13 protein-coding genes and 1 pseudogene are annotated in these 15,537 nt (G+C 63.4%); all 14 read right to left on the bottom strand.

Annotated features, from left to right (window positions below):
• Positions 1 to 91 precede the first annotated feature (91 nt).
• Positions 92 to 1,234: a porin gene (locus OKW43_RS37690; RefSeq protein ID WP_429453665.1), complete on the bottom strand. Its 1,143-nt coding sequence runs from the start codon at positions 1,232 to 1,234 to the stop codon at positions 92 to 94.
• A 98-nt stretch (positions 1,235 to 1,332) separates the two neighbouring features.
• Entirely contained in the window at positions 1,333 to 1,971 is a 639-nt protein-coding gene (locus tag OKW43_RS37685) for an SRPBCC family protein (RefSeq protein WP_429453663.1), read from the bottom strand.
• Positions 1,968 to 2,885 (bottom strand): NAD(P)-dependent oxidoreductase, encoded by a 918-nt coding sequence (locus OKW43_RS37680; RefSeq protein ID WP_429454747.1) that lies wholly within the window; start codon positions 2,883 to 2,885, stop codon positions 1,968 to 1,970. The genes OKW43_RS37685 and OKW43_RS37680 overlap by 4 nt, the downstream gene beginning before the upstream one ends.
• Positions 2,876 to 5,227 carry a xanthine dehydrogenase family protein molybdopterin-binding subunit gene (locus tag OKW43_RS37675; RefSeq protein ID WP_429453661.1) on the bottom strand — a complete coding sequence of 784 codons (2,352 nt, stop codon included), beginning with the start codon at positions 5,225 to 5,227 and terminating at the stop codon, positions 2,876 to 2,878. The genes OKW43_RS37680 and OKW43_RS37675 overlap by 10 nt, the downstream gene beginning before the upstream one ends.
• Complete coding sequence (locus tag OKW43_RS37670) at positions 5,220 to 5,708, bottom strand: (2Fe-2S)-binding protein (RefSeq protein ID WP_429453659.1); 489 nt, start codon at positions 5,706 to 5,708, stop codon at positions 5,220 to 5,222. Before OKW43_RS37670 ends, OKW43_RS37675 begins: the two co-directional genes overlap by 8 nt.
• 7 nt (positions 5,709 to 5,715) lie before the next feature.
• Positions 5,716 to 6,588: an FAD binding domain-containing protein gene (locus OKW43_RS37665; RefSeq protein ID WP_429453657.1), complete on the bottom strand. Its 873-nt coding sequence runs from the start codon at positions 6,586 to 6,588 to the stop codon at positions 5,716 to 5,718.
• 4 nt (positions 6,589 to 6,592) lie between these two features.
• Complete coding sequence (locus OKW43_RS37660) at positions 6,593 to 7,687, bottom strand: ABC transporter ATP-binding protein (protein WP_429453655.1); 1,095 nt, start codon at positions 7,685 to 7,687, stop codon at positions 6,593 to 6,595.
• A gap of 12 nt (positions 7,688 to 7,699) precedes the next feature.
• Positions 7,700 to 8,581 carry a carbohydrate ABC transporter permease gene (locus tag OKW43_RS37655; RefSeq protein ID WP_429453653.1) on the bottom strand — a complete coding sequence of 294 codons (882 nt, stop codon included), beginning with the start codon at positions 8,579 to 8,581 and terminating at the stop codon, positions 7,700 to 7,702.
• 2 nt (positions 8,582 to 8,583) lie between these two features.
• Positions 8,584 to 9,498: a carbohydrate ABC transporter permease gene (locus OKW43_RS37650; protein WP_429453651.1), complete on the bottom strand. Its 915-nt coding sequence runs from the start codon at positions 9,496 to 9,498 to the stop codon at positions 8,584 to 8,586.
• Positions 9,499 to 9,505: 7 nt separating this feature from the next.
• The gene (locus tag OKW43_RS37645; protein ID WP_429453649.1) at positions 9,506 to 10,837 is read right to left on the bottom strand and encodes an extracellular solute-binding protein; all 1,332 of its coding nucleotides are present in this window, start codon (positions 10,835 to 10,837) and stop codon (positions 9,506 to 9,508) included.
• Positions 10,838 to 11,312: 475 nt separating this feature from the next.
• Entirely contained in the window at positions 11,313 to 11,987 is a 675-nt protein-coding gene (locus OKW43_RS37640; protein ID WP_429453647.1) for a TetR/AcrR family transcriptional regulator, read from the bottom strand.
• A gap of 1,091 nt (positions 11,988 to 13,078) precedes the next feature.
• Positions 13,079 to 13,714 carry a putative quinol monooxygenase gene (locus OKW43_RS37635; RefSeq protein ID WP_429453645.1) on the bottom strand — a complete coding sequence of 212 codons (636 nt, stop codon included), beginning with the start codon at positions 13,712 to 13,714 and terminating at the stop codon, positions 13,079 to 13,081.
• 321 nt (positions 13,715 to 14,035) lie between these two features.
• Entirely contained in the window at positions 14,036 to 15,187 is a 1,152-nt protein-coding gene (locus OKW43_RS37630; protein ID WP_429453642.1) for a branched-chain amino acid ABC transporter substrate-binding protein, read from the bottom strand.
• A gap of 102 nt (positions 15,188 to 15,289) precedes the next feature.
• Positions 15,290 to 15,391: pseudogene (locus OKW43_RS37625) on the bottom strand (ABC transporter ATP-binding protein); the annotation flags it as partial.
• Between the last annotated feature and the right edge of the window lie 146 nt (positions 15,392 to 15,537).

Raw genomic sequence — 15,537 nt, 5'->3', positions numbered from 1 at the left:
TTATCCTCGAACGAAAGTGGGCGGCGCGGCCGCAACCGGCGCCAACCGGAGCGGACCCCGTGCCGTCACAGATGGCGCCGCTATGCCACACTCAGAAGCTGTGGCGGATGCCGATGCGCACCGCGACCTGGTTCGCGGTCGCCGAAGGCGTCAGGTAAGTGAGATCCGCGACTGCCGCATGGCCGGTCGAATCGACGCCACTCGCGCGTTGCCACGCGACCACCAGATACGTGAACGTGCGCTTCGAGAACTGATACTGGGCACCCGCCGCAAGCTGGTTGTAGTGGGCGTGCGGCGCCGACGTGTAGTCGTACGTAAGGCCCGCCATGACCGCCGGCGTGAAGTAATGTGCAACGAACGCCTCGTACGATGCGAGTGTCGCTGAACCACTGAACGTGGTGCTGGCAGTTGCGACCGCATCATTGAACGCAGTGTTCGTGTAGGTCGCGCCCAAGGTCGTGGCGCCGAGCGTGTAGTTCGCCGCCGCGCCCAACGTGCGCATCGAATGCGCGGTCGCATAGCCGCTGTAGATCGGGTTCGTGATCGGGTTCGTGAACGGACCGCCGGGCGTCGCCGCGGCCCCGCCGTCGAAGCGCGCGACCGCCGGGTTGTTCACCTGCAAAAACGCAGCGGCAACCTTCAGCGGCCCGTTCGCATAGCTCGCGCCGAAACCGTACTGTTGCGATGTTCCCACCGCGCCCGGCACGCCGCCGAAACTGTACAGCGCACCGGCCGACAGACCGCGGTAGACCGGACTCACGTACTTGATCGCATTGCTGACCGGATATGAGCCCCAGATCCCATCGACATCGCCCGCATGCGTCGTGAGTGAGCCGCCGAACAGTTGCGCGGAGCTGAGTCCCTGCAGGTTGGTTACCATGAAGTCGTACTGGCGGCCGAGCGTCAGCGTACCGGAGTTGTCGCCCGACAGGCCCATGTACGACTGACGGCCGAACAGGCGGCCGTTGTACCCGAGCTTGCCACTGTTCATGTCGAACCCGCTCTCGAGACGGAACACGGCCTTCAGCCCGCCGCCCAGGTCTTCGCTGCCGAGGAAGCCGAACTTGCTGCCGCCGAGCCCACCGCTGAACGTCTGGTAAGCCGCGTGGCCCGCCTGGTTGCTGGTATACGTGATGCTGTCGTCCGCGACGCCATACAGGGTGACACTGCTTTGTGCGAAGGCGGCATCCGAGAGGGCCGCCAATGCAATGAGGACTACTATTTTCTTGTTCATCAATAACCTCTTCAAAAGTAAATGGAGCCCACCAAACGGATTAACGACTGCGAAACTCGGGACTGAATCGACGATGAGACTTAAACTGCCGGCCGCAGCTAGACCGAGTGCCCGACCAGAAAACCGATCAAGAGACCCGCGAAACCGGCTGCCGTAGCGACCAACCATGGCGCCCAGCCCAGCCCGATGGGCGATACGGGGCTGGGCGCCCGCTCGCGCGTGGGGGGGGCGGCGGCTGGCGCGGCGCCGGGAGCAACTTCGTCCGCCACCGGCGCTTGCTCCACCGCAGGTGCAACGCTATGTTCGATATGCGCGCTGAAGGCTCCGAAGAACGACTCGAGGTTCTTCGCCGCAGCCGACTGGATCAGCCGGGAGCCCACGCTCATCAGCTTGCCGCCAATCTCGACGTCGGCCTCGTAGCTGAGCAGTGTCGTGTCGCCCAGGCCTTCGAGTTTCACCCGCGCGGTCAGCTTCGCGAAACCCGCGGGACCCGCATTGCCCTGGCCGATGATCGTGTATGCACGCGGTGGCTCGAGATCGGCGAGTTCAACTTCGCCGCGAAACGTCGCCGCAGCGGGGCCGACACGAACTTGCACCGTCGCTTCGAAATGACGCTCGTCGCGCATCACGAGCGCCTTGCAGCCCGGCAGCGTCGCCTTCAGCACCTCCGGGTCGTTCAGCGCAGCCCACACCGCTTCCGGGGGCGCGGGCAGCGAGCAACTGTCAGCAAACTTCATTGCGCGCCCTCCTCGTCATAGACTTTGAAGAGCGCCTGGGTGCCCGAGCTCGCGTGGCCGGCGTCGGCGAGTTGTCCATACAGGCGGCGCGCGAGTTCAAGAGCCGGCAACGCGCGGCCCATGTCGCGCGCTTCCTCGGATGCGATGCGCATGTCCTTGATGAAATGCTCGACGAAGAAGCCCGGCGCGAAGTCACCGCGCACGATGCGTGGACCGAGGTTGTTCAGCAGGAATCCGCCCGCCGCACCGCCGCCGATCGCGCTGAGAACCGTATGTGGATCGAGGCCAGCGCTCTGGGCATACGCAAGTCCTTCGCAAACGCCGAGCATGGTCGACGCAATCACGATCTGGTTGCACAGCTTCGCGTGCTGGCCGGCGCCCGGGCCACCCTGCATCACGATATTCGCGCCAAGGCAGCGCAGCATCGGCTCGACGCGCGCGAGCACCGGCGCGTGGCCGCCGACCATGATCGACAGCCGTCCCTCGCGAGCGCCGACGTCACCGCCGGACACCGGCGCATCGAGCATGTCGATGCCGCGTGCCGCTGCTCGGCCGGCCATTTCGCGCGCCAGCGCGGGGCTCGACGTGGTCATGTCGATCAGCACCGCGCCGGGCCGTGCACGCGCGATCAGCCCGGCCTCGCCAAGATACAGCGCGCGCACGTCGGCCGGCATTCCGACGATCGTCACGACAATCTCGGCGGCGGCGGCGAGCGAGGCCGGCGTGTCGTGCCAGTGCGCGCCGGCCGCCAGCAACGGCTCCGCCTTCGTGCGCGAGCGGTTGTACAGATGTAGTGGATAGCCGGCTGCGGCGAGCCGGGCGGCCATCGCGCCGCCCATGATGCCAAGGCCGATGAAGCCCACCGCGGGTTGGGTTGAAACCTGATTCATGTCAGTTCGTCCAGTCAAAGCGATTCGCGCAACAGGTCGCGTACGAACATTGGCGTCAGCGGATGCCGTTCGACGACCACACCGAACGGCGCGAGCGCGTCATTCAGCGCATTCGTGACCGCGCCGAGCGCGCCCATCACGCCGCCCTCGGCCATGCCCTTGATACCTGCCGCAGTCGAGTGGCTTGGCGTATGCATCGGGATGATCTCGATCTCGGGCAGTTCGGTTGCCGTCGCGATCAGGTACTCGGCAAGCGAGCCGGTGGTGTTCTGACCGGTCTCGTCGTAGATCACCTCCTCAAACAACGCGCCCGAAAGGCCCATCGCAATCGCGCCGTGCTGCTGGCCCTCGACGACTGTCGGGTTCAGCAGCGTTCCGCAATCCTCGGCGATCACATAGCGCGCGATGTGCAGCGCGCCAGTCGCCACGTCAAGCTCGACTTCGCACGCGTGCGCGGAATTGGAGTACGTCATGGCCGGCGGGTCGTAGGTCAGATGAAACTCGAGGCCAGGCGAGAGTCCCGGCGGCAGCGACGTCGGGTCCATGTACGCCTGCCGCGCGATGTCAGTCAGCGTGAGCGCGGTGCCGTGCCAGGCATCGCCTTCGCGTTGCTCGATGCGGCCATCGGCCAGGCGCAGCGCCTCGGCGGGCACGTCAAGTCGCGTGCTGGCGATGGCGAGCACCTTGCGCTGGGCATCCTGCGCGCACAGAAACAGCGCGCCTCCGCCGGCAGTGCCGCTACGCGCGCCGCGGCTGCCCATCCCGTATGGCGCGATGTCCGTATGACCCATGTGGATGCGCACTTTCGACGGCTCGACGCCGAGCCCTTCGGCGACCGCATTTGCCATCGCGCTATCGTAGCCCTGGCCGCTCGGCCCGAGTCCGACTGAGGCGTTAACGATGCCGCTCGGCTCAATCCGTATCCAGCTGGCCTCGTGGCCCGAACCGGGAATTCCGGCAGCCTTGTAAAAGCGCGAGCCGTAGGTGGTCGGCTCGACGACGTTGCACAGCCCAAGGCCGAGATATCGCCCGCGTGCGCGCGCATCGCGCTGGCGCGTGCGAAACGCGGCGTAGTCGACCGCCCGCAGGACCGCCTCGAAGGTTTCCGTTGGCGTGATATCGGCAAGCGTTTCGCCGGTCGGCGTCCGGTACGGCAGTTCCTGCGGCGCAATCAGATTGCGGCGGCGGACCTCGACCGGATCGAGTTCGAGTTCGCGCGCGATCGCGTCGATCGTTCCTTCCATCACCCAGCTCGTGATCGACATCGGCGCGCGCATCGGCGCGTTGCCGCATTTGTGGCTGAGCACGATCTTCACGTCGAACGCGTAATGGTCGAGCCGGTACGGCCCGCTCAGGATCATTGCGACGACGCGCGCCAGGTAGTTCGCCGGAAAGAAGCAGTACGCGCCGAAGTCCTCGCGCATCTCGAGCGTGAGCGACAGCAGCGTGCCGTGCTGATCTACTGCCGCGCGCGTGCGGCAGAAGTCCTCGCGCGAATTCGCGGCGGCCGTCAGGTTTTCGAGCCGGTCCTCGCGCCAGCGCACCGGTCGTCCGAGGTGCCGCGCAAGCGCCGCGACCGTCAGCTCCTCGCGATACAGTGCGATCTTCTGACCGAACGAGCCCCCAACGTCCTGAGAGATCACCGTGACCTGCGACTCGTCGAGCGCCAGACGCGCCGCGAGTTGCGTGCGCAGCGGATGTGGCACCTGCGTGCCGATATGGAAGGTCAGATGCATGCGGCCCGGATCCCACACCGCCGCGCAGCCGCGCGTCTCGATCGGCACATGGGTCTGCCGTTGCTGGCCGAAGCTCGCTTCGACGATGCGATACGAGGTGGCCTCAACCCCGGCGGGATCGCCGTGCGTGAACGTCTGGTGCGAGACCAGGTTGCCGGGCACCATCGGATCTATCTGCACCGCGTCGGCCTCAAGCGCCTGCCACATGTCGGTCACGGCGGCCAGCGCGTCGAACTCTACCAGCACCTGTTCGGCCGCATCCTCGGCGATGTAGCGGTCCGCCGCGACGACACACGCGACCGGATCGCCCTGGAATCGGACGATCTCAACTGGCATCGTCTCGATCTCGACCGGCAGCAGTCCTTCGATCGGCGGCGCGACGCGCAGCGGCCGTGTCCACTGCGCAAGATCGCGGCCGGTCACGACCGTGACGACGCCGGGCATCGCGAGCGCCGCGCTCGCGTCGATCGACACGATGCGCGCGTGCGCATGGGGCGAGCGCACGAAACAGACATGCAGCGCGCCCGGAATCTCGATGTCGTCGAGATAGCGTCCGTGGCCAGTCAGCAGCCGGTAGTCCTCGGTGCGAGGCACCGGCCGGTTCAGGTAGCGAAAGTGTGCCTCAGACATCAACGGCCTCCGCGCGCAGGCGTTCGGCAGCCAGCATGACCGCGCGCACGATGTTCTGGTAGCCGGTGCAACGGCACAGATTGCCGGAGAGCACGTCGCGCACCTGCGCTTCAGTAGGCTTAGCGTTCTCGCGCAAATACGCCTCGAACGTCATCACGATGCCCGGCGTGCAGAAGCCGCATTGCAGCCCGTGGCATTCGTGCAGTGCCTGCTGCAGCACTGACAACTGCCCGCCAGCCGCAATCGATTCGATCGTCGTAATGGGCACGTCGTCGACCTGCACCGCATAGGTCAGGCACGCGCGCACGGGCCGGCCGTCGACCTGCACGGTGCATGCTCCGCACACGCCGTGTTCGCAACCGACATGCGTGCCGGTCAGCCGGCAGTCCTCGCGCAGCACGTCCGACAGAAGCTTGCGAGGCTCGCAGCGCACGTCGTACAACGCACCGTTGACCTGGAGATGAATCGCCGTCTTTTCCATAAATCGTTCAGATGTCCTGCAAGGTGTACCTGCTGGCGCGCGCGAGTGCGCGCGCGCTCAGCGCATGGACCAGCTCACGCCGATACGCAGCGCTGATCCCCGGTTGGTCGTGTGGATCGATCGCGGCGGCCACGCGTCCGGCAACGAACGCAATCGTCGCGTCGTCGGCAGTTGCGCCGATGAAGTTCGCCGCGACGTCATCGAGCGACACCGGCACGTCGCCAACGCCGCCCACGCCGATCCGCAAATGCGTAAAGCGCCCCGCATGGACGATGGCGCTAACCGCGCATGCGGCAATCGCAAAGTCGCCGTGGCGACGGCTGAAAATCTCGAAGCCGTGGCCCTCGTCGGGCCGCGCGCACGGAAAGCGCACCGCGGTGACGATCTCGTCCGCTTCGAGCGCGGTCGTCATCGCCGCTAGCAGGAAATCCGCGGCCGCGATTTCGCGCGTCCCGCCCGGACCGGCCACCTCGACGCGCGCGTCGAGCGTGCGCGCGATCAGCGGCAGCTGTGCGGCCGGATCCGCGTTCGCAAGGCTGCCGCCGAGCGTGCCACGTTGACGGATTGCGTAGTGCCCGACCGTTGCGGCCGCCAGCGCGAGCAGCGGGCATGCGTCGCGTACAAGCGGGCTGGTCGCGAGCTCGTGGTGGCGCGTGAGCGCGCCGATCCTGAGGGTACTGCCGCTGCGCTCGATGCCGGCAAGCTGCGGCAGCGCATTGAGGTCAACAAGATGCGCGGGCTGCGCGAAGCGCATGTTCATCATCGGCCCGAGTGACTGGCCGCCGGCGATCACCTTCGCATCGAAACCGTGCTCGGCGAGCAGCGCGAGCGCGTCGTCGAGCGAGTGGGGCCGGTGGTATGAAAAGACGGATGGTTTCATGGACTCACGCCGCGAGATTGGTGCCGCTTGCCTGATCGAACAGATGCAGGCGACGCCGGTTAACGGAGACCGACACGCGCTCGCCGACCGCGAACGAGCGTTCCTTGCCGACGCGGAAGAACATCTGCTGGTCGTCGCTGGACAGGCCGATGAACTGATCGGAACCGACCGGTAGCAGCGACGTGATCTCGCCTGTGATCCGGCAGTCCCCGTCGTGCGCGTGCTCGTCGATATCCTCAGCGCGAATGCCGAGCGTGATCGCCTGGCCGGCGCGTGCGGCGAGTCGCCGGCGCGTGGCTTCGTCAAGTGCGAGCGACAGACCGCCGCGCCGGAAGCACAGGCCTGCGCCCGCGTCTTCGAGGACACCGTCGAGGAAGTTGATTGGCGGGCTGCCGAGGAAGTTGGCAACGAACCTGTTCGCCGGCCGTTCGTAGATGTCATCCGGTGTGCCGATCTGCTGCACAACGCCCTGGCACATCACGACGATCCGGTCGGCAAGCGTCAGCGCCTCGGCCTGGTCGTGTGTCACATAGACGAAGGTGGTCTGCATCGACTGATGCAGCGCCTTGATGCTGGCGCGCATCGACACGCGCAGCGCCGCGTCGAGATTGGAGAGCGGTTCGTCCATCAGGAACACCGACGGCTGGCGCACCATCGCGCGGCCCAGCGCGATGCGCTGACGCTGCCCGCCGGACAACTGGCCGGGCCGCCGCTCGAGCAGGTGCTCGATCTCGAGCGAACGGGCCGCTGCCCGTACCCGCGAGTCGATCTCGTGCTGCGGATACTTGCGCATGCGCAGCCCGAACGCGATGTTCTCATAGACGTTCTTGTGGGGATAAAGCGCATAGCTCTGGAACACCATGGCGACATCGCGCTTGTGGGCAGGCATGTCGTTCACCTCGGTGTCGTCAAAACGCAGGCTGCCTTCGGTAACCTCTTCGAGGCCGGCGATCATGTTGAGCGTCGTCGACTTGCCGCAGCCGGACGGCCCGAGCAGCACCAGGAACTCCTTGTCCCGGATTCGCAGGTTCAGGTTGTGCAGCGCTACATGCCCGTTGGCATAGCGTTTCGCGACTTGTTGAAACTCGATTTGGGCCATGTTTCGATCCCCTTATCCCTTGACCGCGCCGGCGGTCAGGCCGGAGACGATGTAGCGCTCGAACACCACGGCGATGATGACGGGCGGTATGATCGCGACGACGCCGGCCGCGTTGATGAACGAAAAGCTGGTGGTGAAATCCGACGTGAACGACGCGACGATGATCGGCACCGTCTGCGACGCGGCGGTTTGCGTGAACATGAGTGCGAAAAGGAACTCGTTCCAGCTCGTCAGGAAGGTGAACAGGATCACCGCGACGAGCGACGGCAACGCGAGCGGCAAAAACACCTTGATGAGCGCCTGGATCCGCGAGCAGCCGTCGACCCGCGCGGCCTTGTCGAGCTCGTCAGGTAGACCCTCGAAATAGCTGAGCAGCATGAACACGCTGAACGGTACCGTCAGTGCGAGATAGGTAATGATCAGCGCGCCGACGTTGTCGAGCAGCCCGAGCTTGCGCACGAACAGGAAGAACGGCACGATCAATGCGATGTCGGGAATGACTCGTGTGGCAAGCATGAAGTACACCGACAGGTCGCGCCCGACGTAGCGGATTTTCGCCATCGCGTAGGCGGCCGGCACGCTGACCACGAGATTTAGCACGACCACCGCGCACGCGACGACAAGGCTGTTGCGCAGCGCCGGCAGCAGATACTGTGCGCTCGACGGCACGAAAGACGCATCGGCCGGCAGCGTGCCGGTTCCGGCCTGGACGATGGCGCGGAAGCTCGCGAGCGTCGCCGGGTGCGGAATCCAGTGCGGCGGAATCGAGGTGATGTCGGCCTCCCGCTGCAGCGAAGATGACACGAGCCATGCGACCGGCGCAAGCACGTAGACCAGCATCAGCGCCGCGGCGGCGAACAGTGCGATGCGTTTGACAAACGGAGCGGATGACATGCCTAGAGCCTCCTGCCGAGCAGACGGATGATCGTGTAGGACATCGCAAACGTGGCGAGCGCCAGCACGTAGGCGACCGCCGCGCCGCTGCCGAACGACAGCTTGCGGAACGTCTCGACGTAGATGTGCCACGACAGCACGTGGGATGCGTCGGCCGGACCGCCTTCGGTCAGGATGAAGAACAGGTCGAAGTGACGGACCGCCGTCATCGCCTCGTAGATCATCACGAGCATGAAACCTGGCCGCATCGACGGCAGCGTCACATGCACGAAGCGGCGCAGCGCTGTCGCGCCGTCAACACGGGCGGCCGCGTAGAGGTCCGGCGAAACTGACTTGAGCGTGACGAGCAGCAGGATCGTCGCGAGCGGCACTTCCTTCCAGACGAACGCGTTGGCGATCAGCAGCAATGTCTTGTGCGTGTCGCCGAGCCAGACCATGTAATGGCCGATCACGCCGAGCTGCAACAGCAGGCCGTTCAGCGCGCCGTAGCCGGAGTCGTAGATCCACTTCCACATCAGACCGTTGACCACGTACGGAATCGCCCACGGAATCAGCAGCGCGGCCGAGAGGATGCGGCGGCCGCGAAACTCCCGATTGAGCAGCAGCGCGATAAGCGTGGCGATCACCATGATCGCGAGCACTGACACCACCGTGAACCACACCGTACGCCCGACCGCGGCCCAGAAGTCCGGGTCGCGGAAAATCGCGATATAGTTGCCGAGTCCGACGAAAGGCGCGTCCATGCGCGTCAGGTGGATGTCGAACAGGCTCGTCCACAGCGAATACAGCACCGGGAACACGGCCACCGCGAGCAGTACCACGAACATCGGCAGCAGCAGCAGCATCGCGCTGCGCTGGTCGGCCGCCGACACGGGGTGCCGCGCGAGCCAGCGTCGGGTTGGAGCAGGTGCACTCATCGCAACCTCAGGCCTGTTTGCTGAGTTCGGTCCATTTGCTGGCCGATTTCTTCAACGCCTCGGCGGCGCTCGACTGGCCGAGGATCGCGGCCTGCCACGCGCTGCTGTTGACTTCGTCCCACTCGCCGAACCAGCGCGTAATCACGTCCTTCTTGCGCGCGAGTTCCTGCTGTTTCTGGAACATCGCGAAGTCGCCGTACTTCTCATATGCGGCGCGCACCTCCGGATCGCTGAACAGCGGCTTCACGCCGAACGCGGTGCCTGTGTCGAGGAACATCGCCTTCTGGAACGCGTACTGGCCGTCGAACTTCCCGCCGAACGCTTCGATCAGGCGTACCGCGTTCGCCGCGCGCGCCTTGTTTGCGCCGGCGGCCGCGCTCATCGCGTGCATGCGCATCCAGGCCACTGTTGCGTGTGAACCGTTCGGACCGGCGGGCATCAGCGCCTGCCTGATGTTTCCGGCGACGTGCGACTGGCGTGGATCGTTCAGCGCCTGTATCCGGTAGCGCGGCAGCAGCGCGAACGCGTGGTTGCCGGAGGCGACGGCCTTGAAGCCGTTCAGCTCGCCAAGTTCAACGCAGGCCGGCGACACGATGTGGTGTTTGTTGACCGCGTCGACGATCCATTGCAACGAGCTGATCGCGCCGTGCTTCGGATCGTCCATCATGACGCGGCCGCTGTCGTCGACGAAGCGCCCGCCGTGCGAAAAAACCAGCGACGACATGAACTCGATCAGCCAGCTCTCGCGCGCCATCGACAGCATCAGCGGGTAGTTCGAGAGGCCGGCCTTCTTGATCTTTAGCGACTGGTCGACGAGTTCATCCCAACTCGCGGGCGGCGCGGAGATGCCGGCTTTCGCCAGCATGCTCGCGTCATAGAGGAACGCCATGTAGTCGGTGTAATAGGTCATCCCGTACTGATGACCCTTGTACCGCGTCGACTGCGTGCAGAAGTCCTGCACGTCGCTGTTGTACTTCAGCAGTTGCGGATATGCGTCTATTGGCGCGAGCCAGCCTGCGTCGGCCCACTCAGGCAGCCAGCCGTCGGAGACCCACAGCGCATCGACCGGCGCCTGACCGACGAACTTGGTGACCATCGCCTCGCGATACTGCGCGAACGGCAGGTTGTTGTAGTTGACCGCAAGCCCGGTTTCCTTCTGGAACGCCGCAACTTCGCGCTTGACCGTATCGACTCCCGCCGACCAGGTGTACAGATTGACGACGTCCGCGGCGCGTGCGCGCGGCAGTCCGCCGAGCATACCGGCCGCAGCCAGCCCCGCGCCCGCGGAGATCTGCAGAAAACGACGACGACCACCGCCGAACTTCATCACTTCGCTCATGATTCGCTCCCGGCCGCCGCTGCGGCACCCCTTCTGGTGATGGCCAAATTTCCCTGACCGCTTCGGAACGAACAATATTCACGTCAAAATAAATCGTCAATTGAAGACATAAATTTTTCTACATGATCCGACATGATTGGGAATTCGACAGGTCAATTCATTTTATTGTTATTTTACAGAGGCTCATGCCACCTCAGAGCCAAGACTCTTCCATCATTCTGATGATCCATACGACGTCACCCGACGACAAAGAGTGGCTGAGTCTGACACTTCGGGCGTCATGGCCAGTCTCGCTGCTGCCGGCGCGCGACGGAAGATTTCGCGTTGCGATATCAGGTGGAGTGAGCGGGCGGCGTTGCAGCGGCTGCAACGCCGCCCGGGTGTCAGGATCAGCGGGAGGAGCGACGTCGGCGCAGCACGGCGCGCGGTCTGGAGCTTGTGCGTCGCGCCGCTTTGATGGCGTGCGGCGGGCGCGTCAGGCGGCCTGCCGCGCTGGCAGCAGCGCTGGAATGCCGGCAAGAAACGCGCGCACGTTCATCGCGATCACCTGTTCGGCTGGTGTCGTATTGTCGTTTGCATAGACGCGGCGACGGATTGCCAGGTGCGACACCGCGCCGTGCAGCATCCAGCCGATCTCGGTCAGTTCGTCGATGTTCGTCGGCAGGCCGCGTCCCGCGTCATGCGCGGCCTCGGTGACAACGATCTCCAGCGCGTGCGTGACCACCGCGTTGGTGTAGGTCGGCGCCATACGCAGCCCCGCCAACGACGAGTAAAGGAACAGTCGCAGCCAGCGGCGCGTCAGCAGCGACTCGTAGTATTCGCGGTAGAACGTGACGAGGCGCATCTCCAGCGGCACGCTGCGATCCTTCAACTGGACGAACCACATCGCTTTGAACAGGCCGGCGACTTCGCGGTTGTAAACCTCTTCGATCAGCGCAGCTTTGCTCGGGAAAAGGCTGTAGAGCAGCCGCTGCGAGACCCCGCAGGCCTGCGCGATCGCGCGCGTCTGGGCGTTCAGGCCGTGCTCTGAAAAATATTCGGCCGCTTTCGCGAGCACCTGTGCCTGCCGCGCCGCGCGGGGCAGCCGTTGTGGCGCCTTCCTGGATGGCCGTTTTGCTGGAGGCCTCGCGGGGGCGGCCTGGTTTGACATTGTCTGGCTCTCCTCGGTCTTTATCCCCGGTTTCGCAGGATGTCCGGTTATCGATTTCATGACTGTCCCATGTTCTGCTCGCGCACATTTCCATGCGAGCAAATCGTCGCACGACGACTAGTGTTTTGCAACGGTTTAGCTCAGCGCCGCCTGGCTTTGATGCGCATCGCGTTTCTGCGCCCGGGCGACGTGGCGATTCGCGCGCGGCGGTGGCCGGCGTGCCGGCATGTCGCCTTCAATTATCACTGAGTCGGCCCGAACCCTGTGGAGCCAACGGGACAGGCAGCGATTCTGTTCAAACGAAATCGCCGCGTGAAAGCGGCAGGAGCCAGGCAGGAACGCGAAGCACAGACGCTCCAAAGTGATGGCGAACCGAACTCATTGTTTGTAAAGGTCCGCATTGTTACAAGCGTTCCTTTCGCAGGAAAGGTACGCCGGTTGAGTTGCAAATAGCGAAAGCGAGGGAGAAGTGACCCGTTGCGCGCCAACTCAACAAGCTGAAGGCCCCGTGATCTAGACAGCAGGCGCAGTGGAAGGACGAGGGAGTAATCGATGCCTCTCAACAGATGCTCGCGAGGGACGTGATTATCGAGGTTGGATGCCTACATCGACGAAGAGAGCCGGCGGAATCGTAAACCAGCCGATACTGGCGTCATCAGGATCAATAGCGCCTATTCGATTTCTCCGAAACCAGCCGTGCAGAAACAGTCAAATCGCGGGAAGCTCGAATGACCGGATTGGCCGAACTCCCGTCTTCGAATGCGACTAAACGAACGTCCGTTGTACCTTGAAAGCCGCCCTTTATGTCGCGTTGTGTCGTCCGGCCGCAGTGGGTCGATCAGCGACGATCGCGGGCGGCGGCAGCCTCGCAATGGATGTCTCTCGCCTGGTTTTAGCGAAACCTGGAGCCCGACCATGTATGCGATGCATTATGAAATCACCTTGCCCGCCGACTACGATATACGAGGGAAAAGCTGCGACCGTCGACGTCCCACTCCCGGTCGCGGCGCGGGCGCTCGGCTACAAGGGCGCTGCCCTGATGATACGACCGGAGGCAGATTCCGACCTTTGGGGAAGGGTCCCTATCAGGATCACCGCGCCCCCGCAGACTGGTCGGCCCATTTTGCGTCGACCACGTCGAGCATTCCGATATCCGGCACGCTGCCCAGCAATGACTGCGAATGCTTGGCGAGTTCCCGAGGAACATGACCCGTCAAGTCCGCAAACCGACCGCCGTTGTCGGGGAAGACGTCAAAGATGCCGAAGTGACTCTCGTCAAGGCGGATGGCAAACCAGGCAACGGTCTTGGGTTCCTGCTCCACGAGTGCTTGCGCGTCGCGAAGGAACTGCGCGACCTGCGCCTCATGGGCCGCCTTTGCCTTGAACGTGAGGAGCAGCGCCTTCGTGACCGGCTCGCCCGATGATGTTGCAGGCAACTTGTCGGCCAGGACCTCGAACTCCTGAATCAGCGGCGCCCCGACAAACACGCTGCCGCCGGCATCCAACAACGCTTGTATAACTGGCCCCGCCAGATGCGCCTCGCGGCCGGCATCGTCTGGGAACACGTCGAAGATGCCATACTCCGATCGCCCGAATCTGATCGCGAACCACGCGGTCGTTGCTTCCGCCCGACCCATCGCGAGAGCTGAGCGCAGGACCTCTTCTGCCCCGGCGTCGTCGTAGCCGGCCTTGACTTCCAACCTGACGAGCAGACCTTTAGTGCCCATGAGACACCTCCATCCGTGATCGACCGACCGTGAGCGCCTGAGCGTGCAGTCCTTCGACGCTAACAAGCCAGCAGCGCCGCGCAGCGCTCCAGAGGACACCTTCGGTCCTGCGATCCTCGGCCGGCGGCATCGGGCGCGAGACATCTCGCCCGGGCAACCGTCCCTAAGCGCCTGCCGAGGCTTCTGTCTTTGCCTTCCTGACGGGTTTGCTTGGCCCGATGAAGTATCGTTTGTCATCCGGGCGGTACGCCCGCGCGTCGCACTATTATTTCGCTTCGTTGTTCTATTTGTCCGCGCGATGACAATCATCGCGCGGCTGAATTAAGAGCCAGCTGTTTCCGTATGGACCGGAACCCACTTTCCGTCCTTAACCTGATACACCGTCGACGCTGCATCTTTTCTTGAGCCGTCGGAGTGAAAGCTAATCGGTCCAGTGACGCCTTCGTACTGGATCGTCTGCAATTTGCCGCGAATGGCTGCCGGCGAAATGTCGTTAGCTTCCTGCATTGCTTTGATTGCAACCAAGGCGGAGTCGTAGCCGAACTGGGCGTAAGCTAGAACGTCGACCCCAAAGCGCTTCTTGAAGCGAGCAGCGAAGTCCTTTCCCGCCGCGTTCGACTCAAGCGGACGGCCCGGCTCCCAAGCGTAAGCGCCTTCGGAGATACTTCCCGTGAGTTCGATAAAGGCGGTCGTATTCACGCCGCCGCCGCCGACATATGTTGCGCGTATGCCGAGCGAACGCATCTGCTTCAAGATTAGCGCTGCCTGCGGGTTGCTATTCGAAACGAAAATAAAGTCAGGGGCGAGCCCCTTGATCGTCGTCAGTTGCGGACGGAAATCGACGGCGGTGTTTGAGGTGTATTCGTGCGCTACTACGTTGCCGCCTGCAGCCTTAACGGTACGTTCAAATTCGTCGGCTTGGTTCTGTCCGAACGCTGTCCGATCGTCAATGATCGCGATGCGCTTCGCCTTTTGCACAGTAACCGCGTAGCGCGCCGCGGCTCCCGAGTTCTGAGCGTCGTTTGTAATTGTCGAGAAAAGGTTCTTGAATCCGCGCTGGTTCACAGTCGGGTTACTTGAAGTGGGGTTGACGTCCGGAATACCGGCCTTTTCGTAGAGAGCTGAAGCGGGGATTGTTGTACCTGAATTGAAGTGGCCGACAATGAAGTTGGAACCCTTGTCAACGAGCATCTGGCCCACCTGCATTGCTACGCGCGGATCGCCCTGATCGTCCTCGGCGATCAGTTCAAAGTTCACCGCCTTGCCATCAACCTTGATGCCTTTCGCCTTCGCATCTTCCAGTGCAAGTTGAACACCATATTGCAGGTCCTTGCCATAGCTAGCATATTGACCCGTCAATGGTGCCGCGAATCCTACTTTCACCGTCGTGTCGGCAAACGCAATGATCGGAGTTGCAGAGATCATTCCCGCGGCAATTAGACTAGGCAAGAAACGACTACTGAAGTTACGCATGTGCTACTCCCAGAGTGGCGGTGAAGTTCGGGCTTATCCCGGTTGAAACGTCGCTTTTGTTTCCTATGCGCTCTTGTGTTGGACGCAAGGCGCTACACGGACCTACTCGCCGAGATACGCTGCGCGCACCTTCGGATCATTGAGCATTTCTTTTGCATCGCCGGACATCGTGACGAGACCAGAGTCCATTACGTAGCCGCGATTTTGACGCACCGCGTTTCGACGGCGGTCGTCAACAAGAAACCGGCTTTTTGAATCGTTATGCCAGTACGCTTATAGTTTCAGTCGTCAAGGCCGTTACGTCATACTAACTTCGGGGAAGTGCACTCTCGTTGACACTGTTACTACCG

The sequence above is a fragment of the Paraburkholderia sp. WC7.3g genome, from assembly GCF_050436345.1.
Lineage (GTDB): Bacteria > Pseudomonadota > Gammaproteobacteria > Burkholderiales > Burkholderiaceae > Paraburkholderia > Paraburkholderia podalyriae.
This window is presented reverse-complemented; position numbering and strand designations above follow the sequence as displayed.